Annotated in this window: 17 protein-coding genes; 16 read left to right on the top strand and 1 reads right to left on the bottom strand. The window is 38.0% G+C overall.

The genetic code is table 11. The annotated features are described in order from the left end of the window. Nucleotides 1-13 precede the first annotated feature (13 nt). Nucleotides 14-1,288 carry an amidohydrolase family protein gene (locus GQR56_RS08020; RefSeq protein ID WP_166110192.1) on the bottom strand — a complete coding sequence of 425 codons (1,275 nt, stop codon included), beginning with the start codon at nucleotides 1,286-1,288 and terminating at the stop codon, nucleotides 14-16. Nucleotides 1,289-1,432: 144 nt separating this feature from the next. Between GQR56_RS08020 and GQR56_RS08015 the strand changes: the two genes are divergently transcribed. From GQR56_RS08015 to GQR56_RS07940, 16 genes are all read left to right on the top strand, one after another. Next, entirely contained in the window at nucleotides 1,433-3,268 is a 1,836-nt protein-coding gene (locus tag GQR56_RS08015; protein ID WP_166110189.1) for a DUF885 domain-containing protein, read from the top strand. A gap of 97 nt (nucleotides 3,269-3,365) precedes the next feature. Then, the gene (locus tag GQR56_RS08010; protein ID WP_024611112.1) at nucleotides 3,366-3,878 is read left to right on the top strand and encodes a YcgN family cysteine cluster protein; all 513 of its coding nucleotides are present in this window, start codon (nucleotides 3,366-3,368) and stop codon (nucleotides 3,876-3,878) included. After that, nucleotides 3,878-4,390 carry an RNA methyltransferase gene (locus GQR56_RS08005; protein ID WP_166110186.1) on the top strand — a complete coding sequence of 171 codons (513 nt, stop codon included), beginning with the start codon at nucleotides 3,878-3,880 and terminating at the stop codon, nucleotides 4,388-4,390. Before GQR56_RS08010 ends, GQR56_RS08005 begins: the two co-directional genes overlap by 1 nt. A gap of 145 nt (nucleotides 4,391-4,535) precedes the next feature. Continuing rightward, entirely contained in the window at nucleotides 4,536-5,429 is an 894-nt protein-coding gene (locus GQR56_RS08000) for a transporter substrate-binding domain-containing protein (protein ID WP_166110183.1), read from the top strand. A 450-nt stretch (nucleotides 5,430-5,879) separates the two neighbouring features. Continuing rightward, a complete protein-coding gene (locus tag GQR56_RS07995) occupies nucleotides 5,880-6,974 on the top strand; it encodes a GGDEF domain-containing protein (RefSeq protein ID WP_166110180.1) in 1,095 nt (364 codons plus the stop codon). A gap of 9 nt (nucleotides 6,975-6,983) precedes the next feature. Beyond that, nucleotides 6,984-7,598 carry a DsbA family protein gene (locus GQR56_RS07990; RefSeq protein ID WP_024611116.1) on the top strand — a complete coding sequence of 205 codons (615 nt, stop codon included), beginning with the start codon at nucleotides 6,984-6,986 and terminating at the stop codon, nucleotides 7,596-7,598. Between the two features lie 241 nt (nucleotides 7,599-7,839). Further along, nucleotides 7,840-8,592, top strand: a complete 753-nt coding sequence (locus GQR56_RS07985) for a DUF3450 domain-containing protein (protein WP_166110177.1) — start codon at nucleotides 7,840-7,842, stop codon at nucleotides 8,590-8,592. 10 nt (nucleotides 8,593-8,602) lie between these two features. After that, a complete protein-coding gene (locus GQR56_RS07980) occupies nucleotides 8,603-9,982 on the top strand; it encodes a MotA/TolQ/ExbB proton channel family protein (RefSeq protein ID WP_166110174.1) in 1,380 nt (459 codons plus the stop codon). A gap of 3 nt (nucleotides 9,983-9,985) precedes the next feature. Then, nucleotides 9,986-10,513 carry a MotA/TolQ/ExbB proton channel family protein gene (locus tag GQR56_RS07975; protein WP_024611119.1) on the top strand — a complete coding sequence of 176 codons (528 nt, stop codon included), beginning with the start codon at nucleotides 9,986-9,988 and terminating at the stop codon, nucleotides 10,511-10,513. A gap of 53 nt (nucleotides 10,514-10,566) precedes the next feature. Continuing rightward, nucleotides 10,567-10,977, top strand: coding sequence for a biopolymer transporter ExbD (locus GQR56_RS07970; RefSeq protein WP_007377599.1), 411 nt, complete (start codon nucleotides 10,567-10,569; stop codon nucleotides 10,975-10,977). A 9-nt stretch (nucleotides 10,978-10,986) separates the two neighbouring features. Continuing rightward, a complete protein-coding gene (locus GQR56_RS07965; protein ID WP_166110171.1) occupies nucleotides 10,987-11,592 on the top strand; it encodes an energy transducer TonB in 606 nt (201 codons plus the stop codon). Between the two features lie 51 nt (nucleotides 11,593-11,643). Then, on the top strand, nucleotides 11,644-12,969 hold the full coding sequence (locus GQR56_RS07960; protein WP_166110168.1) for a hypothetical protein: 1,326 nt from the start codon (nucleotides 11,644-11,646) through the stop codon (nucleotides 12,967-12,969). A gap of 284 nt (nucleotides 12,970-13,253) precedes the next feature. Continuing rightward, nucleotides 13,254-17,342 carry a hypothetical protein gene (locus GQR56_RS07955; RefSeq protein WP_166110165.1) on the top strand — a complete coding sequence of 1,363 codons (4,089 nt, stop codon included), beginning with the start codon at nucleotides 13,254-13,256 and terminating at the stop codon, nucleotides 17,340-17,342. 64 nt (nucleotides 17,343-17,406) lie between these two features. Next, entirely contained in the window at nucleotides 17,407-20,109 is a 2,703-nt protein-coding gene (locus tag GQR56_RS07950; protein ID WP_166110162.1) for a TonB-dependent receptor, read from the top strand. Between the two features lie 207 nt (nucleotides 20,110-20,316). Further along, a complete protein-coding gene (asd, locus tag GQR56_RS07945; protein ID WP_024609922.1) occupies nucleotides 20,317-21,456 on the top strand; it encodes an aspartate-semialdehyde dehydrogenase in 1,140 nt (379 codons plus the stop codon). 402 nt (nucleotides 21,457-21,858) lie between these two features. Next, complete coding sequence (locus GQR56_RS07940; RefSeq protein WP_166110159.1) at nucleotides 21,859-23,748, top strand: bifunctional diguanylate cyclase/phosphodiesterase; 1,890 nt, start codon at nucleotides 21,859-21,861, stop codon at nucleotides 23,746-23,748. Nucleotides 23,749-23,889: the final 141 nt, after the last annotated feature.

The raw sequence follows: 23,889 nt of genomic DNA, 5'->3' as shown, positions 1-23,889 counted from the left end.
TGTGCAGTCATTATTAGTTAGCTTTGTAAACAACACCTGCTTTCATAACAAAAGGCACTTGTTCTAAAAGTGAAATGTTTTTTAAGGGATTGCCTTTTACTGCAATTATATCTGCAGCGAAACCCGTTTTAATTTGTCCTAGCTGCTCACCCATTTTTAATAATTTAGCGCTATTAATTGTAGATGCTTGGATTGCTTGTAGCTCACTCATTCCAAATTTCACCATGCGTGAAAACTGTTTTGCATTATCGCCATGTGGGTAGATTGCAGCATCGGTACCAAAAACCATTTTAACGCCAGCTTTAACAGCACGGCTAAAACTATCACGCTGCTTTTTAGATACTTGGCGTTCTTTATTTAGGTTTTCTTCATCTACGCCGTTTTGCTCGCCATAAGTTAAAGTGTATTCGGTGTTATAAATATCCATAGAAAGCCAAGTTCCATGCTCTTTGGCAAGCGCTATCGCTTCGTCATCTAAAAAGCTCGCGTGCTCTACGCTGTTTACACCGGCTTTAATCGCTGTTTTTATACCGCTTGTACCATGTGCGTGAGCAGCTACAGGTAAATCTCTCATATGGGCTTCATCAACAATGGCTTTCATTTCTTCAAAAGAATATTGTTGTGCGCCTACTTTAGTGCCTTTTGAAAACACACCACCCGTAGCACAAAATTTAATAGCGTTTGCACCATACTTAATGTTTTCGCGTACTTTTATTCGCGCAGCCCACGGACCATCAGCTACACCGCTGGAAGTATATTTAAGTTCAGGTGGTAATCTATTGTTATCGCAATGTCCGCCTGTAATACCTAAAGATGGACCCGCAGCCCAAATGCGAGGACCCACAATGTCACCTGCATTTATACCATCACGTACTGCAATCACACTATAACCTTCAGCACCCACATTGCGTACTGTTGTAAATCCGGCTTCCAAGGTTTTTTTAGCAAAATGAGCCGCTTTAATTGCCATTCTAGGTACCGATTGTCCTAAGCGTTCACTGCGCGGCACCGTTGGATCACTTGTTAAATGTACGTGCATATCCATTAAACCAGGCATTAATGTTAACTGTGGTAAGTCAATTAATTCATCTTCTTTGGTGAGTGTCGGTTTTTTATTTTGTTCAATAGAAGTGATTATGCCGTTATCTATAGTAATTAATGGTGACTGGATCAACTTTCCATTTTCTACATCAAGCATTGCTTTGGCAGAAATATACGTTAATGCCTGCGCATTTAAACTGTTTAAGCACAACAATGCGATAGAAGCTGAGAGCAATTGTTTTTTCATTTTGTTTTTCTTATAGAAGTAGTTAAGACTTAATTAACTCTATCAAGCTAAAAATAAAGTGCAAATAAATAGCGATGAACGTAATTTCTTTCTTTAATGGGCGCTAATGCTCATAATAAGGGCGTAAATTTTAAAAGGATTACCATGAAATTAATTAAATTAGCCGTTGTTACCAGCGGTGTTATGTTTGCTTTAAGTGGTTGCGTTAATACAGACTCTAAAACTAATACACATTCGCAATCAAACATAGATAGTACTTCAGCAAATGTTGTATCAGAACTTTCCGCTGAGCAGCAGCTCGATGTACTAGTATCACAATATTACGATGAATCTCTTACCTTTAGCCCAATCAGTGCAACTTACAATGGTCGAAGCGAGTTTAACAGTCAATTCACGCCTGAAATTTCACAAGCTAACCGTGCAAAAAAAGCTGCTTTTTATAAAAAATATCAACAACGTTTATCATTTATTGATAAAGCGCAGTTAGTAGGGCAGGCTCTTTTAAGTTATGAAATATTAGACCGCGATTTAGCTTTAAAGCTCGAAGGGATGCAATTTCCTAGTTATTTGTTACCCATAAATCAAATGTCGGGTGCGCATAATACATTTGCAGGTTTTGGTACGGGGCAAAGTGCGCAACCGTTTAAATCAGTTGACGACTACAGTAATTTTTTAAAGCGAAGTGAAGGCTTTATTAAATGGCTAGCCAGCGTACAAAATTCGATGGCTGAAGGTATTAAATTAGGTGTGGTTTTACCTAAACCATTAGCACAAAAGCTTGCACCACAGTTTAAAGCACATGTTGTAACCAAAGCTGAAGATTCATTATTTTGGGGACCGATAAAAAACCTTCCTGATTCATTTACTGCTCAACAAAAACAAACAATTACAGCGCAATACCGTGAATTAATTATGCAGCATTTAGTACCTGCTTATAATAGTATGAGCGAGTTTTTAGTTAAGCAATATATACCTAATAGCCGAGAAACAGTCGGGTACAGCGACTTACCAAACGGTAAAGCATGGTACGAATACCAAATTAAAAAAAATACCACTCTTAGCTTATCGGCTGACGAAATTCACGACATTGGTTTAAGTGAAGTATCGCGTATTTTAAGCGAAATGAAAAAAGTAAAAGAAACGGTTGGCTTTAAAGGTGAGTTACCTGAATTTTTTGACCACTTACGTGATTCAGACGAGTTTTATTACGACACTCCAGAAGAGTTAATTGCGGCATATGAAAACGTTAAGAAAAAAATTGATGCTCGCGTGCCTTTATTGTTTGATGTAGCACCAAAAGCGCCATACATAGTAAAACCTGTTGAAGCTTATCGTGCACAATCTGCTGCTGGGGCTTCTTATGCATCTCCGGCACCTGATGGTTCGCGCCCTGGTATTTTTTATATCAATACTTATAACTTGAAAGCGCAACCTAAGTTTTTACTCGAAACCTTATCGATACACGAAGCAGCTCCTGGTCATCACTTTCAAATTGCATTACAGCAAGAAATTGATGGCTTACCTGATTTTCGCAAATTTGGTGGTTACACCGTATTTGCTGAAGGCTGGGCACTGTATGCAGAAAGCTTAGGTAAAGAATTGGGCTTATTTACCGACCCATACATGTGGTACGGGCGTTTATCAGACGAGCAATTACGTGCAATGCGTTTGGTACTTGATACCGGTTTTCATGCCAAAGGGTGGACGCGTCAACAAGGTATAGACTATATGCTTGCAAATTCGTCTATGGCCAAAAGTGATGTAATTGCTGAAGTAGAGCGTTATATAGCATGGCCTGGTCAAGCGCTGTCTTATAAGTTAGGGCAATTTAAAATTCAAGAGTTGCGTGATTATTCTAAAAAAGAATTGGGTAATAAATTTGATATTAAAGCGTTTCATACGCAAATATTAATTGATGGCGCATTACCAATGCCAATCCTAGAGGAAAAAATTAAGCGTTGGGTTAAATCTCAAAGCTAATTTGTAGCGTAAAGTCAGTACTTTTAAAGGGTATTGGCTTTGCGCCATTTGCAGCAATACGGTAGAATGCGCGCTCTTTAGGGGGCACGAGTAAATTATGTTTGATCAACAATTAGCAAATACACAATTTTGGCTTAAGAAAAGCTTAAGCGACATGAGTCAAAACGAATGGGAAGCTATTTGTGATGGATGCGGAAAATGTTGTTTAAATACGTTTATTGATAGCGAAGATGAAGACGAATTTACTGCAACCGATCAGTTACGAGAAGGCGAGCAGTTAATTTTTACTAATATTGTGTGTCAATATCTCGATAACAACACCTGTGGTTGTAGCGAATACGAAAACCGCCAAACACTTGTTCCTTCTTGCGTAAAACTTACAAAAGAAAACCTTAAAGACATCTTTTTTATGCCACAAAGCTGCAGTTACCGTCGTTTACACGAAGGTCGTGGTTTGGCTTCTTGGCATCCGCTATTAAATAATGGCGATAAAACTAATATGCATGAGCTAGGTATTTCTGTAAAAGATAAAACAGTAAAAGACTGTGATGTGAAGCTAGATGATTTTGATTTATACATTGCAGAGTGGCCAACAAAGGACGCTGATTAATGAATAAGTTAAAAGCGAGTATTGGTTTAATTAACCCTAAAAGCCCGACAAATGTTGGCGGCGTATTACGTGCCGCTGGATGTTACGACGCTAAGCAGGTTTTTTTTACAGGTAATCGTTACTTAAACGCTAAAAAATTTCATACCGATACTAAAAATGTTGTTGAACGTATACCGTTAACTGAAACAAATAGTTTAGAGTTGGTAAAGCCTGAAGGTTCAACTGTTGTGGTTATTGAACTAATTGAAGGCGCAACTCCGCTTCCTGAATTTAACCATCCTGAAAATGCATTTTATGTATTTGGTCCAGAAGATGGGTCAATCCCTAAAGATGTTTTGAAATGGTGCGATGAAGTTGTATACATCCCGACTATAGGCTGTATGAATTTAGCAGCCACTTGTAACGTTGTTTTATACGATCGCTTATCTAAGTTAGGTGGAGTTGAAAGCAGTGATTCAACTATCATAAGCTCCCGAGATACAAATAATAAAATGAAATGGGTTAAAAGCTAACCCTTTTCTGTTTTTTAACGCTCTATTTTTACTCCTATTATCATAATCTGCGGTTATAACCTCTCCAAATCATTAATTTTCTATTCAAGTTAAAAATTCGTTCTACACTCAATATACTTAATTTATTTTGTAAACGAGGAACTCAATGCGCACACTGATAATTTTCTTTTTATTTGCATCTTCAATGAGCTTAGCTGATATGTCAGTGAGTTATTATAGTGAGGGTGAACAAACAACAGTTAAGGGGCAACGTTATAAATCGGGTATGTTATTTAAATCTGATACGAATATGCCCACGCTGAATATAGCCACTGTTGAATGGCCTCCTTACATTGGTGATGAGCTATGTAATAAAGGTTGGGTATATCATTTTGCAGTTTCATTATTAAACAGTAAGGGCTATAGCGTTTACATTGAATTTTTACCATGGGCACGCGCTGTACGAAATGTAGAACTCGGTAAAGCTGATATTTTAATGCCCGAATATTTTATTGAAGATACGGCACCATCAGATTATGTTGCTAAAAAAACACGCAGAGAATTACTTGGCTTATCAAATTCTTTTAAAGGTGGTGAAATTGCTTTTTTAAAAAGAAAAGGTGACGAAGACCGTTTTTCAGGAAATTTAAAATCAATTAAAGGGCAAAAAATTGGTGTTGTACGAGGTTATCAAAACACCCCAGAGTTTGATACGATGATGGATAATAATGAGTTTAAAATTATAAGCTCAGTAGATGACCTACAATTAGTGCAGTTACTTGTAGCTAAGCGAGTTGATTTAATTATTGGTGATCCACAAGTATTAAAGCTTTCCGTAAAACTATCTTTGTTAAGTAGCTCAGAAAAAAAATCATTATTAGACTCTCTCGCTCATGAAACAATTCCTTTGCAGTATAACCCTCTGTATTTTGCAATAAGCAAACTTACGCCTAATTGGCTAAATACGTTAGAAGATATTAACGAAGGATTGTATAAATTTCATAACAGTGGTGAGACTCAAAGGTTGATTGATACTCTAGGCTCAGAGTGTACTTTCTGAGGGGCTGTTTTGAATGATTTAGAGTGCTTTTATTTTAATGCTTATTTATGGTTTGATATTTAAGAGGATTACAATTAATGAATTAATTGTTTTTGATCACTTTTTCTAGCTCTTTCATCTTATTTTTAATTAAACATTAATGTATAAGTATGGTTAGTAAAGACATTCAGTTAAATTTTTGATAAAACTACACAATAAGTAATATAAATAGAAAGTGTGTTTATGATTTATTGTTTAAACAAAGTAATCATTGTAATTATTTCTATTTTTAGCATTCATTAGTACAGAACAAATTGAGTATTAATTAAAAATGTAATTCATTTATTGCTCAAATAAAGCGTAAAATTAATTGTTATCATGGCTTTTATTTATAAAAGTAAAGCTGATTATAGGTTGAATTCAAACTTCAATTTAATAACTAAATTATCTGGTTCAAAAGTACCTACCTAAATGCATAATAAAAAGTTAAACAAGCAAAATTGGCTTAATTTAATAAATATCGACAGTGTGTATAGCTCTGATAAACGCCGTAAAGCGTTTTCTTTATTTACCATGATAGGTATATCTATTGTGGTGATAACGCTATTAGTGTTTTTTAATTATGAGCTTTATTCCCCAATACTGACTATTTCGTTAATCATTGTTAACATTACAATTATTGGTTGCTCTGTCTACTTTATAAAAACGGGTAAGCTTGAAATAGTCGCATTAATTAGTATGAGTATTGTGTGCATGATGTTTGTAGCACTTGTTTACACAGGTGGTAAAGAAAACACCGCATTGTATTGGTTAATGTTTTATCCCGTCGTTACATTTGCATCTTTAGGTGTAAGGTTTGGTGCTTGGTTAGGTTTTGCTTTATTATTTTGCTGCATTATTATTTTATATGGTCCTGATTTTGGTCAAGTAAGTTATGGGGATATTGAAAAAACACGGTTTATCGCGTCTTTTTCAATGGTGTTTTTATTCTCATTTATTGGTGAGTATTTTCGAAATAAAAGTCATATGGCAATTGCCGATATTACCCTTGAGCAAAAACAAGATGCTTACACCGACCCCCTTACAGGCATTGCAAATAGGCGTTTTATTACTTCACACTTTTTACATATTGCGCAAACTAGACCCGACCAATACTTACCTTTTTCGTTACTATTAATTGATTTAGATAACTTTAAATCTTTAAACGATACTCATGGTCACGATTTTGGTGATACGGTGTTGATTGAGTTTACCAAACTCCTTGAATCTCAATTTATTGCTACTGCTTTAAAAGCACGTTACGGAGGGGAAGAGTTTGTTGTTATTTTACCTCAAATCACTGTATCTGCAGCTACTGTAATGGCAAATAAATTTAGAGAGGCTGTAGCTGGTCATGTTATGTTTACTGATGATAATAAGCATGTATCAATAACTTGTAGTATTGGTATTGCCCAAGTAAATAAAGTATCTGATTATGATGATTCATTAAAACAAGCTGATGAAGCTCTTTATAGTGCTAAGGCTGCTGGTCGTAATAGAGTCATTTTGAACCCAGTCTATAATTGAAGGATTAATATGTCTCAAAGTAAATTAATATATGTTCATGACCCAATGTGCAGCTGGTGCTGGGGTTACTCGCCAACGTGGCTTAAGTTAAAGGCACAGCTTGAGGCTAAAGTGAATATTGAATATAAGGTAGGTGGTTTGGCACCCGATAGCCAAGACCCAATGCCACAAAATATGAAAGAGATGCTTGAGGGGACTTGGCATAAAATTTCAGCTCAATTAGGTACGCAATTTAATTATAACTTTTGGCGCGATTGCCAGCCAAGGCGCTCAACGTATCCCGCATGTAGAGCTGCACTTATTGCACGTAAATCAAATAAAGAAACTGAAATGGTTGCCGCAATTCAAAATGCTTATTACCTAAATGCGCAAAACCCGTCAGATGAAAGTACGCTAATTACTTTAGCTGAACAAATTGGTTTAGATAAAGCCCAGTTTACTGCGCAGCTAACATCAAGCGAGCTTAATAATGAATTTAATGATGAGCTGTCTTTTGTTCGCACATTACCTATTCAGGGGTTTCCTTCTTTAGTGCTTATTAAAGATAATAAAGCGTACCCAATAGAAATTAATTACACTGATTGGCAGCATTCTTTTGATCAAATTAATTCAATTTTAGACTAACCACCTCTCAATAAAGGGTATTTGATTAACAAGTACCCTCATTATCGTTAAAACTCCCTTGTAAGTCTTAAATGTTACCACTGTAATAAAAGCGACTTTTTTGCGCAACATCCTTGTCATGATCTACCTATAAACTTCTGCTCATTGAAATTCTAAAGTCATAAATTATTTATATTACAAAGTTTATGACCTTAAAAAACAAACTAGCAAATCTGCTAATTAACGAGTAAAGGTGTATGCGATGAAAGGCGTTAAACCATTAATCTTAGCTGGTATTGTAGCCGCAAGTGCAGCAGTACACGCAAACGATTTAGATAAGGTTATTGATAAAAGCAGTGAAATTAATAAATCAGCTGCGCAATCACAAACAAAAATAGACAAGATTGCAGGCTCAATGCAAGGACGTTTACAGCAATTTAAAACCCTTAATAAAGAAATTGACGGTTTAGCTGTTTACAACGCTCAGCTAAGTAAACAGTTAAATAATCAAATAGAAGAAATGGAATCGTTGAATCTGTCAATGGATCAGGTTTCTATAATCGAACGTCAAATAACCCCACTAATGATGCGCATGATTACAGGTCTTGAGCAATTTGTATCACTCGATGTGCCATTTTTACAAGACGAGCGTGCAAAACGTTTAGCCTCTTTAAAAACGATGATGGATCGCGCTGATATTACTTCCAGTGAAAAATTTCGTCGTGTGTTAGAAGCCTATCAAGTAGAGGTTGATTACGGACGCACAATTGAAGCGTACACCGCTTTATTAGAAGTAAGTGGTAAAGAGCGTGAAGTAGACTTTTTACGCATTGGTCGTTTAGAGCTTATTTATTTAACACGAGATGGTAAGCAAGCAGGCAGCTGGGATACAAACACTAAAACGTTTGCGGCACTTCCTGATTCAACTATAAGCCAAATTAATAAAGGGCTACGCATTGCGCGTAAGCAACTTGCCCCAGATATGTTAACTCTGCCAGTACACGCAGCAGAATAAGAGGTTAAAAATGAAATTGTTTACTCAAATTACTAAAACGGCTTTATTTGCTGCAAGCCTGACAATAGCTCTTAGTTTTACAGGTATGAGTGTTGCTGCAGCACCAATGGATCTTGATTCATTACTTAAAACAATTGAGGACGGTAAATCTGTTCAAAGTGCGCAAAATAAGCAACGAGAGCAAGAATTTGCTTCGCGTCAAAACGAGCAGGTACAAATGCTAAAAGATACACAAGCAAAGCGTAATCAAATGCTTAGTGAGTCTGAGCGCTTAGAAACACAGTTTGAAGAAAATGAAGTTAGGCTTGCTAATTTAACCGACACTTTATCTAAGCGTATGGGATCACTTAAAGAATTATTTGGTGTACTTCAGCAGGTTGCTGGTGATTCGAGTAATAAATTTGCGACTTCTGTTGTATCGGCGCAAATTCCAGGGCGAAGCGTGTTTATGGATGACCTAGCTCAAAAAATGGGTTCAACATCAAAACTTGCCTCAATCGAAGATATTGAAAAAGTATGGTACGAGTTGCAACGCGAAATGACTGAGCAGGGTAAAGTTAGCCGCTTTAATACCACGGTAATAGTGGAAGGTGGTAATAAAGCTGAGCAAGAAGTATTACGTGTAGGTGCGTTTAACTTAATATCAGAGGGTAAATACTTAGAGTATAACCCTGGTACAAACACGCTAAGCGAGCTTACTCGTCAACCTGTTTCTCGCTATACAGCTACAGCCGAAGATTTACAAAGCGCTAAAAATGGCGTTATTCAGTTTGCACTAGACCCAACAGGCGGCTCAATTTTAGGCTTATTAGTTCAAGCTCCAGATACTGCTGAGCAAGTTCATCAAGGGGGTGCCGTTGGTTACGTTATTTTGGGTGTTGGTTTATTGGCACTACTAATTGCTATTGAGCGTTTTGTATCGTTATTACTTGTTGGTGGCAAAATTCGCCGCCAGTTAAAAGATAGCGTAGCGCGAGATGACAACCCACTGGGTCGTGTTATGAAAGTAAAAGACGACTACCCAAATGTAGCTTACGACACACTCGAACTTAAATTAAGCGAAGCAATTTTACGCGAAATGCCAAAAATTACGCGTAACTTAACACTTATCAAAATTATATCGGTAGTCGCGCCGTTATTAGGTTTACTCGGTACGGTAACCGGTATGATCAACACATTCCAAGCTATTACACTGTTTGGTACCGGAGATCCTAAGTTAATGGCTGGTGGTATTTCTCAAGCACTAGTGACTACGGTGCTGGGTTTAGTTGTGGCGATTCCTACCGTATTTATATACACGTTACTCAATACTCGCTCAAAAAGATTACTGCTTATATTACAAGAACAAAGCGCGGGAATTATTGCACAGCGAAGTGAGAAAGGAGCATAAACCATGGTGCTATTGATTGACTCAATCAATGCTATCCGTGATTTTCTCGACACTGGTGGCCAAGTTCTCTTGGTCATTGGGGTGTTAATCTTCGCGATGTGGTTATTGATACTTGAGCGATTTATTTATTTTTTTAATGGTTATCGTGGTTATAAAAAAAATGTTAAGGGCACATGGACTGCGCGAAGTGAACGTAATAGTTGGAATGCTGAGCAAATACGCCAAGCAATGATTTCGCGAGCAAGTATGCGCCTCAACGCTAACTTACCGCTAATTAATGTGATGGTGGCGTTATGTCCGTTGCTTGGTTTATTAGGCACAGTAACGGGCATGATAGAAGTATTTGATGTAATGGCAATTACAGGTACAGGGAGTGCTCGCTCAATGGCATCGGGTGTATCTAAAGCCACTATTCCAACTATGGCAGGTATGGTGGGTGCGTTATCGGGGGTATTTGCCTCAACGTATTTACAACGTAAAGCTAAGCGCGAAGTAGAACTGCTTGAAGACAGCATGGTGTTAGATCACTAAATAATTTTTATAAGCGGTAACTATATAAAACCGCTTATTTTAGGAGAATAAAAATGAGAGCCCCTTTAGGTAATTTAATGCAAGAAGATGAAGCAGAAGAAATAAACATGACACCTATGTTAGATGTTGTTTTTATTATGCTTATTTTCTTTATTGTTACAGCGTCGTTTGTAAAAGAAGCGGGTATAGATGTAAATCGCCCAGAAGCAGCAACGGCTGTTAAAAAAGAACGTGCAAACATATTAGTGGCGATTTCAGATAAAGGTGAAATTTGGATTAATAAACGTCAAATAGACATACGTGCAGTGCAAGCCAATATTGAGCGTTTAAAAGCAGAAAACCCGCAAGGTAGTGTTGTTATTCAAGCTGATAAAAAATCAACAACCGATACTTTAATAAAAGTAATGGATGCAGCACGCGCAGCAGGTGTGTTTGACGTGTCGATTGCAGCTCAAGAAGCATAAGGGTAGGCAATGCGTTATTTAGTAGCATTAGTTATAGCCGGTGTAGTGACCTTTATGCTTTTTTTAGGCATGCAGGCACTTATAACTGGTGGCGATGGAGCGATGAGTGAGCCCGCTAAGGGAAATGTACTTGATTTTGTAAGGCTTAAAAAAGAAGAAAGCGTGCAAAAAAAAGAACGTAAACCACAAAAACCACCAACGCCTAAAGAGCCGCCACCGCCAATGGAATCGCCGCAAATGCAAAGTAGCGATGCTAATGCCAATGCAAATAACTTTGACTTTGGTGCCAATGTGGATGCGGATGTAAATCTATCAGGTGGGTTAGCGCTTGAAACAAGCGACGGTGAGTACCTTCCTATTGTTAAGGTAGCACCTGTGTACCCAAGACGTGCACTTTCTCGTGGAATAGAGGGGTATGTGATCGTTGAGTTTACAGTAACTAAACAAGGTACTGTACGTGACCCACAGGTACTTAAAGCTGAACCTGAGTCGTTATTCGACAGAGCAGCGATGGATGCAGCACTTAAATTTAAATATAAACCACGCGTAGTTAACGGGGAAGCCGTTGAAGTTGCGGGCGTTCAGAACAAAATATCTTTCCAAATAAGTGGTTAATTCAGTGATTAATTAACCCCATACATAAATGGTTAGAAAAGAGAGGCGATTATGAAATTACGACCAATAGCAGAGCTATTTAAATTAACCCTGTTTTGTAGTGCAGCACTAAGTGCAAGTATTGTTGTGCCAAGTGCATTGAGTTTATTACCTGGCGTGAATGCTTTTACGCTACAAGCGGCAGAACAAAAAACAAAACGTGTGCCCGCACTGCGTGAAAAAGTGTATAGCCAGTTAGCACGCGCTCAAAAATTAGCTGACGATGGCGATACAAAAGCTGGACTGGAAGCACTTGATAGTATTAAAGATCGTGCGTCGAGTATGAATTCGTATGAAATTGCGATGATGCATAACTTTTATGGGTTTATTTATTACAATGAAAATGATTTGCCAAAAGCAATTGCGTCATTTGAAAAAGTAATTAATGAAGAAGAAATCCCTGAAACGCTACGTTTAAGCACAACGTTTAGTTTGGCGCAGCTTGCTATGGCTAATAGCGATTACACCAAAGTTATCGCATTTTTAGATGATTGGGACAGTATTAACACTAAGCCTAAAACAGAAGGCTATTACTTGTTAAGGGCTCAAACATACTATCAGTTAAAGGATTATAAAAAAGGGCTTCAGTACATATCTCAAGTTATTGCTTTAAGCGACAGCGAAGGCAAAATCCCTAAAGAAAACTGGTTAGTGCTGCAGCGTGCAATGTATTACTCGCTTAATCAAACGGACAAAGTAGTTGATGTACTTGAGCGCATGGTAAAGCTTTATAACAAACCTGAGTACTGGGTACAGTTATCGGGTATGTATGGCGAAACTGGGCAGGAGAAAAAGCAGCTAGCTGTTATTGAAGCGGCTTACCAGCAAGGTTTTTTAACCACTAAATCTGATTTACGCCAATTAGCTCAAGTGTATTTATATAACGGTTTGGCATTTAAAGCCGCACAGGTTATGAGCGATACGATTAAAAAAGGGATTGCAGAGCAAAACGCTAAAAACTATGCCTTTGTAGCTGAGGCGATGATCCAAGCAAAAGAAGACGAAAAATCAATAAAATACTTTGTAAAAGCAGCCGATTTATCACCCAGTGGTAAGTATGACCAACGCTTAGCTGAGGTGTATGTTAATACTGAGCAATACGAGGAAGCGGCCGACTCAGCGCGTAAAGCACTTAATAAAGGCTCACTTGATTTTGAATCAAATGCATTTGTTGCCTTGGGTATGGCTCAGTACAACTTACAAAATTTTGATGCATCAATTTTAGCGTTCGAACAGGCAGAAAAACATAAAAAATCACAGCGTTTAGCGCAGCAATGGATTAAATATGTAAAGCGCGAGAAAGTGCATGCAGAAACATTAAGAACGGCACTGCTTTAAGCTTTAGTAATAACATTTAAATATAATTTCATAATCGCAAATCCAAACCACACTATTTTTAGTGTGGTTTTTTTATGTTTTTAATAAATTAACTACTTGAATTTTATGTAAATAACTTTGTCATCTTATGTTTATTAAAGTGTAACTGTAATGTCATATAGCTACCGTAAGGTAGGCGCTGCTGATAACTCAAGTGACCTTAAAGCATTACTTAATGTTTTAAGGTGACTTGAGTTTATTTAAAGCACTTAACAAAATAATTAAATACTTTAACGGAGTGAACAATGAAATTATCTGACTTATTTAAAGTTAGTTTGATTGCAACTGCAGTATCTTTAGCGGGTTGTGGTGGTGACTTAGTAGTATCTGAAGGCGACACAACAATAAATGAAGGCGACACAGTTACTAATGTTGTTGAAAGTGGCAGTGGTACAGTAGATGAAACATCATCGCGTGATGATTCTCAAAATGCAACTACGGGTTTCCCTACTGATATCGACAATGCATTTGTTCAAGGCTTAGCAACGGATGTCTCAAGTGAATTTCCAGCAATAACAGATAAACCAGTGTATCGCTTAAGTGCTGATACAACATTGATTGCTGATGTTTCACTAACTAATGATGCACATTGGATTTTGAGTGGTCGTACTGCTGTGGGTAATGACCGCGCAGATAGTACAACGCTTTATATTCAGCAAGGTACAACGATTATTGGTGAGTCAGGGGATGATTTTTTAGTTGTGCGTCGTGGTTCACAAATTGAATCAGTAGGCACTGCAAGCCAGCCAATTACGATGACATCAATTCAAGATGTTACGGATAGCGAGACAGCAATTGGCCAATGGGGTGGTTTGGTATTACTTGGTAATGCACCTGCAAACTCATGTGGAGACCAACAAGGTGAAGCAACAGCAGACGAACTTGCTAACTGTGGCGTGTCAGCTGAAGGTGATGCAGGTCAGTTCGGTGGAAATATCAGTGATGATAATTCAGGAACTATAAAATATGTACTTGTTAAGCAAGCAGGTAAAACGCTTGGTAATGGTGATGAGTTAAATGGTATTACATTTGCCGGTGTTGGCTCTGCAACTACGGTTGATTATATCCAGGTTCATGAAAACCTTGATGACGGTATCGAGTTCTTTGGTGGTACGGTTAATGTAAGTAATGTAGTGCTGACTAACATTGGTGATGATTCACTTGATTGGTCTTTTGGTTGGACGGGTTCGGCTACTAATGTTTACATTCAACAAGCGGCTAACGTAGGCGATAACGCTATTGAAGCTGATAACTCTGAGTTTGATTCAAGCGCCACACCACTAACACTGCCTACTATATCTAACGTAACAATCGTCGGTGCAGAAGGTAATAATGGTATTCGTCTACGCGCTGGTACTGCGGGCGCTCTTAAAAATGTATTTGTAACGGGTCCTGCTACTTACGAAAACTGTTTACGTGTAGGGTCTGATTCAGTTCCTCGCGCTGAAGATGGCACACTAACGATTGTAAACTCTATTGTGGCGTGTCAAACAACGGCAAATAATTTTGGTAGTGAAGTAATTAACGGTGGCGATGTACAATCTTGGTTTGAAGGACAAGATGGTAACCAAGTACTTACGCCTGCAGAACTTATGCTTGCTGATGACGGTTACACGCCACTTGCTGGTTCACCGCTTATCGAAAATGGTCAAATTGGTGCTTTTGATGGTTCAACTAACTGGATGGAAGGTTGGACTGTCGGTATTAATGGCGGCTTCCCTACTGATATTGATAACGCGCTTGCACAAGGCTTAGCATCAGATGTTTCTAGTGAATTTCCAGCAATTACAGATAAACCAGTATACCGTTTAACTGAAGATACAACGTTCACAGCAGATGTAACGCTTACTAACGATGCACATTGGATTTTAAATGGACGTACTGCAGTTGGTAATGACCGTGCAGATGCAACTATATTATATGTTCAAGCGGGTACAACGCTAATTGGTGAAACAGGTGATGACTTTTTAGTTGTACGTCGTGGTTCACAAATTAATGCCAATGGTAATGCAACTGCGCCAATCACTATGACATCTATTCAAGATGTAACAGGCGCTGAAACAACGATTGGTCAATGGGGCGGCTTAGTATTATTAGGTAATGCACCCGCTAACTCGTGTGGCGATCAAACCGGTGAAACGACAGCTGAAGAATTAGCTAACTGTGGTGTATCAGCTGAAGGTGACGCTGGTCAATTTGGTGGTGATATTAGCGATGATAACTCAGGTGTTCTTCGTTATATTGTTGTTAAACATGCAGGTAAAACGCTAGGTAATGGCGATGAGCTAAACGGTATATCATTTGCTGGTGTTGGTTCACAAACAAAAGTTGAATACATTCAAATTCATCAAAACCTAGACGATGGTGTTGAGTTTTTTGGTGGTACAGTTAATGTTCGTAATATTGTACTTACTGATATTGGCGACGATGCATTCGATTGGTCATTTGGTTGGACAGGACGTGCGCAAAATATCTATATTCAACAAAGTTCAGTTGCTGGTGATAACGCAATTGAAGCCGATAACTCTGAATTTGATTCAAATGCAACGCCTTTAACTAAACCCCTTATTTCTAATGTAACAATTGTTGGTGCTGAAGGTACTAACGGTGTTCGCTTACGTGCAGGTACTGCGGGCGTGTTACGTAATGTTGTTGTAACAGGTCCTGAAGGTTACTCAAATTGTCTACGTGTAGGGTCAGACTCAGCTGCTAATGCAGAATCGGGTGAGCTGTCTATTGAAAATTCAGCGGTTGCATGTAGCGAAGATAATAACTTTGGCTCACAAGCAATTGGTAGTGGCGATGTGCAATCTTGGTTTGAAGGTCAAACGGGCAACTTAACGCTTACTGCTTCAGCACTTAATTTAGCGACAGATGGCTTTACACCAAAATCGGGTTCACCTTTATTAGGTGCTGGTGGTGATGCATCTGAGCTTGATTCGTTCTTTACTAAAACAGATTACATTGGTGCATTTGATGGCGATAACAACTGGATGGATGGTTGGACTGTTGCCATAACACCTAGTTTCCCTGACGATATAGATAATGCATTAGCACAAGGGCTTGCAACCGATGTTTCTGCTAGCTTTCCTGAAATTACAGATAAACCAGTATATCAATTAACCTCCGATGTTGTATTTACATCTGATGTAACACTGACTAACGACGCACATTGGATTTTAAAAGGACGTACAGCCGTTGGTAATGACCGCGCTGATAACACAACACTTTATGTTCAGTTTGGCACAACGTTAATTGGTGAGTCGGGTGCTGACTTCTTAGTTGTTCGCCGTGGTTCTAAAATTGAAGCGGTAGGCAGTGTAAATCAACCAATTACTATGACGTCAATCCAGGATATGACAGGCGGCGAAACGACGATTGGTCAATGGGGCGGATTAGTCTTATTGGGTAATGCACCTGCTAACTCATGTGGCGACCAACAAGGTGAAGCAACAGCAGAAGAACTTGCTGGTTGTGGTGTATCTGCAGAAGGTGATGCAGGCCAGTTTGGTGGAAGTGACCCTGAAGATAATTCAGGTACATTAAAGTATGTTGCAGTTAAGCAAGCGGGTAAAACGCTAGGTAATGGCGATGAGCTTAACGGTATTACACTTGCGGGTGTTGGTCGTCAAACGGAGCTTGATTACATTCATGTTCATGAAAACCTGGACGATGGTGTTGAATTTTTTGGTGGTACTGCAAATATTAGTCACCTTGTTTTAACAAGCATAGGTGATGATTCACTCGACTGGTCATTCGGTTGGACGGGTAAAGCGCAATATGTACTGATTAAACAATCAGACTCTGAGGGCGACAATGCAATTGAAGCAGATAACTCTGAGTTTGATTCAAGTGCAACGCCACTAACAATGCCAACTATCTCTAATGTAACAATTATTGGTAATGTGGGTGTAAATGGTATCCGCTTACGTGCAGGTACTGCGGGTATGCTTAAAAACGTAGTGGTTACAGGTGGTGCAGACTATTCAAACTGTTTACGAGTAGGCTCTGATTCAGCGCCGCGAGCAGAGGACGGTACATTAACTGTTACTCACTCAATCGTTGCGTGTGAAACCGCTAATAACTTTGGTACGCAAGCAATTGGTACAGGTAATGTTGAATCTTGGTTCTTAGGACAAGCAGGTAATTCAGTTCAAGCAGCCGCTGACCTTGGGCTAGCAGATAATGGATATATGCCAACTGCTGAGTCGTTACTACTTGGTAATGGCTTTGATTCATCAAGCTTAGATAGTTACTTTGATACAGTAGATTACATTGGTGCAATGGATGCACAAACAGACTGGACAGCAGGTTGGGTAAAAGTAGGTCTTTAATCCTAACTACATTATAGCCGAGCGAAAGCTCGGCTAATGTCTTGTTTTGTTTCGGAGTATAAAAATGAAATCTTTTAAACCATCTACATTTGCTTTATCAAAGTTAAACTACGCTGTAATGGCTGCGTTACTTGGTTTATCAGTAAATACAGCCACGGCTGCTGAGCAGCAAGTAGAAGAGCAAGAAATAGAAGAAGTTGTTGCTGTAGGGCAGCGACTAAAAGGCAGTGCGGGTGCTGTACTGCAAGAGCGTCAAAATCAAGCATTCGTTGCTGATATTATGGGTGCTGATCAAATTTCACGTACGGGTGATGGCGATGCGGCTTCTGCACTTCGCCGTGTAACGGGCTTAACCCTAGTTGACGGTAAATTTATTTACGTTCGTGGTTTGGGGGAGCGCTACTCAAGTACGCAGTTAAATAGTATGTCTGTACCTAGCCCTGATCCTACTCGTTCGGTTGTGCCTTTGGATTTATTTCCATCTGAAATTATTGAAAGCTTGAGTGTGCAAAAATCGTTTTCACCTGATATGCCTGCGCATTTTGGCGGCGGTAATGTAAATATTCGTACTAAATCAATTCCATCTGATTTCCTATTTAAAGTGCAAGTAGGCACATCATATAATACGTCTAATAGCGACACAGGTTACTTTTATAGTGGCGGTGATGACGATTGGATGGGGCGAGATGACGGTTCACGCGGATTATCTGATGTTTTCACGACTGCACTTGCGAGTGACGCAGGTCTTGAGGGCAATATAAACACTACGTTAGCTGAGCGTAAAGACCTTATTCAATCGCTCGATTGGGATGTAGGTATTTCAGAAAAGGATGTTGACCCTGCTATGAATTTCTCTATTGCCTTAGGTGATAGATTTGAAAGTGAGGTCGGTACTTTTGGTGTGCTTGCGGCAGTGTCTTACGATAATGAATGGGAAGTTGTTCAAGAACAAAGTGGTTCGGGCCTTGGTAGCTTAGGCTGTGAAGACAAATGTTTTGCGCAGTATTACGATGGTACATCTACAGAACAAAATGTTCGTTGGAGTGGCACATTAAACTTAGGGTATGAGTTTAACTCTAATCATAAGTTTGAACTGACTAATATAGCACTTCATGACATGAGCGATCGTGTTCGTAACCGCGATTACTTTGATGCAAATGAAACAGAAGAAGGTGTTACTGAATTACGCCGAGTGGATATTACGTATGAAGAACGCGAAATGTTTTCAACTCAGTTAAAAGGGACGCATAACTTTCCAACACTAAATAATCTGTTTTTTGATTGGTATGGTGGTTTAAGCCGAGCCAACCGTAATGCACCGGGTGGATTAGATGTTGTTTATCAGCAAAATATTGTTGATGGCGTATTAGAATCTGAACAACTGCAAGATGTAGCGGCTACTAATATTACGCGTGAGTATCAAGTATTGCACGATGATGTTGAAACGTTTGGCTGGAACATGGGTATGCCTTTTTACGGTGATGGCTATGAGCTTGAGTTAAAAATAGGCGGGGATTTTTCAGAGAAAAAACGTGATGCAAGTAATGTTAAATTTGGTATTACTCATCGTGGTATAAGTGATGAATTTTCGTTTGGATCAAACGTTAGTGATATTTTTGCTGATGAAAACACGGCAAATGACGCGTTTTATTCAAGCGCAACTGGTTCAGGTATTTTTGATGACGGCACCACTGATGGTGATAAGTACAGTGCAGCGCATAAATTAGATGCTTATTACTTTATGGCTGATTACTTTTATGAAAACACATGGCGTTTTACCGGTGGCGTGCGTTGGGAAGATTTTTCACAAGTATCAGTCGGTTATGAAGCGCATACAGACTTTTTTGAAAATACGCTACAAGAAATCCAAGATGTAGCTATTAATGAAGATAACTTTTTTCCTTCTTTAGCTGTAACGTACATCATGGATGAAGAAATGCAATTTCGCTTAAATTTAAGTGAAACAACAATTCGTCCTGATTTACGTGATGTAAGTACTTCCTTCTTTGTTGATCCGTTAACTGAGTTTTTAGTGCGTGGTTCTCCAACCTTGCAAAGCTCAAAACTTAAAAATGTTGATTTTAGGTTTGAATGGTATATGCCATCAGGAAATAACTTCTCAGTTGCGTTATTTTATAAAGACATAGAAAACCCAATTGAGATGGTTGAACTTGCGGGTGTAGGCGGGGCTTCGCCTCAACTATTAACAGCAAATGCTGAGTCGGGTAAGTTGTCGGGTATTGAAGTTGACTTTTTAACTGACTTTGGCTTTATAAATAAAGATTGGTCTTCAGCATTTTTGTCAGGCAACGTTACACTATCTGATTCAAGTGTTAATTTAGGTATTAATGATTCAGACGGTGTTGATTCGTTGTTTGAAACGCAGCTTAAAGATGCACTAGAGGCCGATACAGTGTCTAACATTGTTACCAATAATGAACGCCGTTTAGTTGGTCACTCTGAGTGGGTTGCAAACTTACAAATGGGCTATGACTCGGTTGATGGTTTTCATTCTACGTCATTAATATATAACGTGTTTGGTCCTCGTATAATTGTACCCGGTACGCGTGGCAATGAAGATGCAGAAGAAAAACCATTCCACTCAGTTGATTTAGTTTATTCTTACTTCCCTAACTTTAATTCTAAAGTTAACTTTAAAGTTAAGAATATGCTTGGCCAAGAAAAAGAAATTGAACAAGAAGGTCTTACCCTTTGGGGACAAGATACCGGCACTGAGTTTAGTTTAAGTTATAGCTATGAGTTTTAAGCGTTTACTTTAATGTAATACCCCTCGTAAGGGATGAATAAACCCACCGTTAACCCTGTATTTAATACAGGGTTTTTTATGACTATGAAAAAAATTTGAGTTCTACTTTATTCACTAGTTTTAGCGCGCTGGTGGTGTTATTTTGACGTTAATGAAAATTAAATCTCACGCAATGAATTTAATTTTTAATGTATTAAGGCATCTTTTATGAATCAAACAGTGGAAAAAACAATGAAAAAAGTAGGATTAGTCGGTTGGCGTGGCATGGTTGGCTCTGTGTTATTAGAACGTATGCAGCAACAAAATGATTTTGCCCATATCGACACCACCTTTTTCACCACCTCACAAGCGGGTCAATTAGGTCCAGATATAGCAGGCGATGCAAAACCATTACTTGATGCAAGCGACATTAGCGAACTTGCTAAAATGGATATTATTGTTACTTGCCAAGGCGGCGATTACACCAATGCGGTATACCCAAAACTTAGAGAGTCGGGTTGGGATGGTTACTGGATTGATGCAGCTTCTGCACTGCGTATGGTTCAGGACAGCATTATAGTACTGGATCCCGTAAACAAAGATGTTATTGAACAAGGTTTAGCGCAAGGCGTTAAAACATTTGTGGGCGGTAACTGTACTGTATCGCTAATGTTACTTGCATTAGGCGGCTTGTTTGAGCAAGACCTAATTGAGTGGGTAAGCCCAATGACTTACCAAGCGGCATCGGGCGCAGGTGCGCGTAATATGAAAGAGCTTATTGCACAAATGGGCGCTATTCATGCAAGTGTTGCCGACAAAATTGATAATCCAAGTTCAGCTATTTTAGAAATTGATAAAATAGTGAGCGAAACAATGGCGTCAAGCGATTTACCACAAGATCAGTTTGGTGTGCCACTTGCCGGTAGTTTAATTCCGTGGATTGACGTGCCTATGCCAAGTGGTCAGTCTAAAGAAGAATGGAAAGCGCAAGTAGAAGCTAATAAAATTTTAGGCTCTTCAAAGCAACCCGTGCCTATTGACGGTTTATGTGTACGTATTGGAGCAATGCGTTGTCATTCACAAGCGATGACCATTAAATTACGTGAAGATATTAGCGTAGAAAAAATTGAAGAAATTTTAGCGTCTCATAATGAATGGGTAAAAGTAATTCCAAATGAGCGCGAAATTAGCGCAACAGATTTAACGCCAGTTAAAGTAACAGGTACTTTAAGCATTCCAGTTGGTCGTATCCGTAAATTAGCGATGGGACCAAAATACATTAGCGCATTTACAGTAGGCGATCAGCTTTTATGGGGAGCGGCAGAGCCACTTCGTCGTATGCTCCGCATAATTGTTGATGATAAATAAACAAGTTTAGTTATTATTTTAAAGAGGGTTGGCAATTTGTCAGCCCTTTTTCGTTTTACTTGTTTATGTTATTCATTTTATAAAAGGGTTATTTTACTTTTAAATAAAGTACGTTAGTTGCGTTATTAGAGTCGCATATAAGGATTTCTTCATTATCGTTCTCGCCCTTTTATTGATTTGTTTTTTAGCTTTATAGGTATTTATTTCTATAATGGTTATAGGTTTATTTCAAAGTTGTAATTTTTAAATAAACTTGCTTTAAAAGCATACAGTTTAATATGTTAATTTATACATACGAAGAAATACTAGATGAATATTTAGTGTTAAACCTTCGTAGAGCTATTTTTAATAATTTAATTTAAGTAAACTATCGTCCTTAAAATCGCTATTTAAGTAAAACTAATGACAATAAACACAAATAACTTTATAAACAAGCGTTTAGCTTTTGTTGGCTCATATTTTAATTCTGCAATTATTATAAATACTATTGTGTCTTGTTTTGTTGTTTTTAGTGGTATAAACCACAGTTTTTCTCAAGGAAAGCTTAATTGGTTTTTTACGTTAACGTTCATATCGTTACTGCGTATCGCAAACCATGTTTATGTTAGTAATAACAATAATATAAAATATAACCTCTACTTTTTTGGCGTATTGCTCACCGGTATTACGTGGGCTGCTTTTCCTATTTTATTTTTTGAACAAATGCCGATGCAAGAAAAGTTTGTATCTCTTGTTGTATTTAGCTCTCTTGCTGGTGGCGGCGTTAATGTATTAGCATCAGATATTCGTTCTTCTATATCCTACATAACGTGTTTGCTTGTCCCTTTTAGTATTTTATTGTTGTTACAGCCTATTAGCGATGAAAATATTTTAGGCGTTTTGGGTCTCGTGCTATGGTTTATTTTGTGTTTTGTTACTGCAACGCGTACCGCAAAAGACGTAACGTCATCAATTAATAACGAACTTAAGTTAGATGAATTTATTGAAAATCTAGAAAAAGAAGTGCAACTTCGTACAGAGCAAGTCATTCTTTTAGAACAAAAAGATAACCTCACTAAGTTATTTAACCGTGGTAGCTTTGTTTCTAATGTTGAACTCGATTTAGCCAATAAAAATAACGATCTTAAAGCCGTTTTGTTTTTAGACATGGATGATTTTAAAGTCATTAATGATAAATTTGGTCATGAGTTTGGTGATTTTGTACTTGCAGAAACCGGTCGTCGATTAGTTAATTCAGAGAAAAAGAATGATTTTATTGTCTGTCGATGGGGCGGAGATGAATTTATCTTTTATTCACGTAATCATACACAAAAAGAGTTATTTGAATGTGTTTCCAGGCTAGTCGATATGCTGACGCAGCCTGTTATTATGGATAATTACCAAGTAAAACCCTCTTTTAAAGTTGGGTTGTATTTTACTCGAGAGGACTTTGATTTATCGCAAGCAATTAAATACGCTGATGTTGCTATGTATGAAGGTAAAAAAAGTCGTAATGAAATATCTGTATTTGACGAGCGAATGCATGAATCCCTTAAACGAGAAGAAGTGCTTCGTAGCTCAATTAAAGAATGCGTAGAAAAAGGTGATTTTCATCTTTGTTATCAACCCATTGTTGATATAACCAAAAATGAAATTACCACGTTTGAAGTGCTGCTTCGATGGCAGTTTAATGATGAATTTATTCCACCGTCAGAATTTATTGATATTGCAGAGCGATATGGAAAAATTAATTTATTGGGTGAGTTTGTACTCGAACAAGCTATTGCGAGTTTAAGTAAGTTAAATGCAGTAAATAGTAATATTGGATTATCAATAAATGTGTCGGTATTGCAGCTTGAAAACCATAACTTTTTAGAGCTCCTAGTCGGTTTACTAAATACGTACGCTGTTCAACCAAACAATGTGCATTTAGAAATAACTGAAACAGTAATGATCAAAAACTTACCGTATTTATCAAAAGTGATTACCGAGATAAAAAATACCGGTGTGCGTATTTCTATCGATGATTTTGGTACTGGGTTTTCTTCTATATCGGTTTTAAAAGAGCTATCTGTTGATTACATTAAAATAGATAAATCTTACATTGATAATATTTGTGAGTGCTCGAAGGATAAAAGCATTGTATCTGCGGTAACTAAAATGTCGCATATGATAGGTTGCCAAGTTATAGCTGAAGGCGTAGAAAACACAGCTCAGTTAACAGTGTTAGAAAGTCTACATATTGATAAGTACCAAGGCTTTTTATTTAGTAAACCGGTTAAGTTTGATCAAGCACTCGAACTCATAAATTAAAGTTACGTAAATTAAAGGCAGTAACAACTTTATACTCAATTAAGCCTTGCTCATAGGTTAGACATTAAGAGATAATTGGATTCAGGCCGCATTTTAATCGTCCTTTTTCTTTATCTCTTTTTGGGTTCGCTCTTCGTGCAT

Source organism: Pseudoalteromonas sp. Z9A5, assembly GCF_011378875.1.
Taxonomy (GTDB): Bacteria; Pseudomonadota; Gammaproteobacteria; order Enterobacterales; family Alteromonadaceae; genus Pseudoalteromonas.
Note: the sequence above shows the minus strand (reverse complement) of the source record. Positions and strands in the feature narration are given on the sequence as shown.

What these genes read in the sequence shown, in the direction of transcription:
- GQR56_RS07980 (WP_166110174.1), top strand. Translation starts at nt 8,603, where the DNA reads ATGAAATTGTTTACTCAAATTACTAAAACGGCTTTATTTGCTGCAAGC.
- GQR56_RS07990 (WP_024611116.1), top strand. Translation starts at nt 6,984, where the DNA reads ATGTCTCAAAGTAAATTAATATATGTTCATGACCCAATGTGCAGCTGG.
- GQR56_RS08000 (WP_166110183.1), top strand. Translation starts at nt 4,536, where the DNA reads ATGCGCACACTGATAATTTTCTTTTTATTTGCATCTTCAATGAGCTTA.
- GQR56_RS07965 (WP_166110171.1), top strand. Translation starts at nt 10,987, where the DNA reads ATGCGTTATTTAGTAGCATTAGTTATAGCCGGTGTAGTGACCTTTATG.
- GQR56_RS08005 (WP_166110186.1), top strand. Translation starts at nt 3,878, where the DNA reads ATGAATAAGTTAAAAGCGAGTATTGGTTTAATTAACCCTAAAAGCCCG.
- GQR56_RS07955 (WP_166110165.1), top strand. Translation starts at nt 13,254, where the DNA reads ATGAAATTATCTGACTTATTTAAAGTTAGTTTGATTGCAACTGCAGTA.
- asd (WP_024609922.1), top strand. Translation starts at nt 20,317, where the DNA reads ATGAATCAAACAGTGGAAAAAACAATGAAAAAAGTAGGATTAGTCGGT.
- GQR56_RS07995 (WP_166110180.1), top strand. Translation starts at nt 5,880, where the DNA reads ATGCATAATAAAAAGTTAAACAAGCAAAATTGGCTTAATTTAATAAAT.
- GQR56_RS07985 (WP_166110177.1), top strand. Translation starts at nt 7,840, where the DNA reads ATGAAAGGCGTTAAACCATTAATCTTAGCTGGTATTGTAGCCGCAAGT.
- GQR56_RS07970 (WP_007377599.1), top strand. Translation starts at nt 10,567, where the DNA reads ATGAGAGCCCCTTTAGGTAATTTAATGCAAGAAGATGAAGCAGAAGAA.
- GQR56_RS08010 (WP_024611112.1), top strand. Translation starts at nt 3,366, where the DNA reads ATGTTTGATCAACAATTAGCAAATACACAATTTTGGCTTAAGAAAAGC.
- GQR56_RS07940 (WP_166110159.1), top strand. Translation starts at nt 21,859, where the DNA reads ATGACAATAAACACAAATAACTTTATAAACAAGCGTTTAGCTTTTGTT.
- GQR56_RS07975 (WP_024611119.1), top strand. Translation starts at nt 9,986, where the DNA reads ATGGTGCTATTGATTGACTCAATCAATGCTATCCGTGATTTTCTCGAC.
- GQR56_RS07950 (WP_166110162.1), top strand. Translation starts at nt 17,407, where the DNA reads ATGAAATCTTTTAAACCATCTACATTTGCTTTATCAAAGTTAAACTAC.
- GQR56_RS08020 (WP_166110192.1), bottom strand. Translation starts at nt 1,288, where the DNA reads ATGAAAAAACAATTGCTCTCAGCTTCTATCGCATTGTTGTGCTTAAAC.
- GQR56_RS08015 (WP_166110189.1), top strand. Translation starts at nt 1,433, where the DNA reads ATGAAATTAATTAAATTAGCCGTTGTTACCAGCGGTGTTATGTTTGCT.
- GQR56_RS07960 (WP_166110168.1), top strand. Translation starts at nt 11,644, where the DNA reads ATGAAATTACGACCAATAGCAGAGCTATTTAAATTAACCCTGTTTTGT.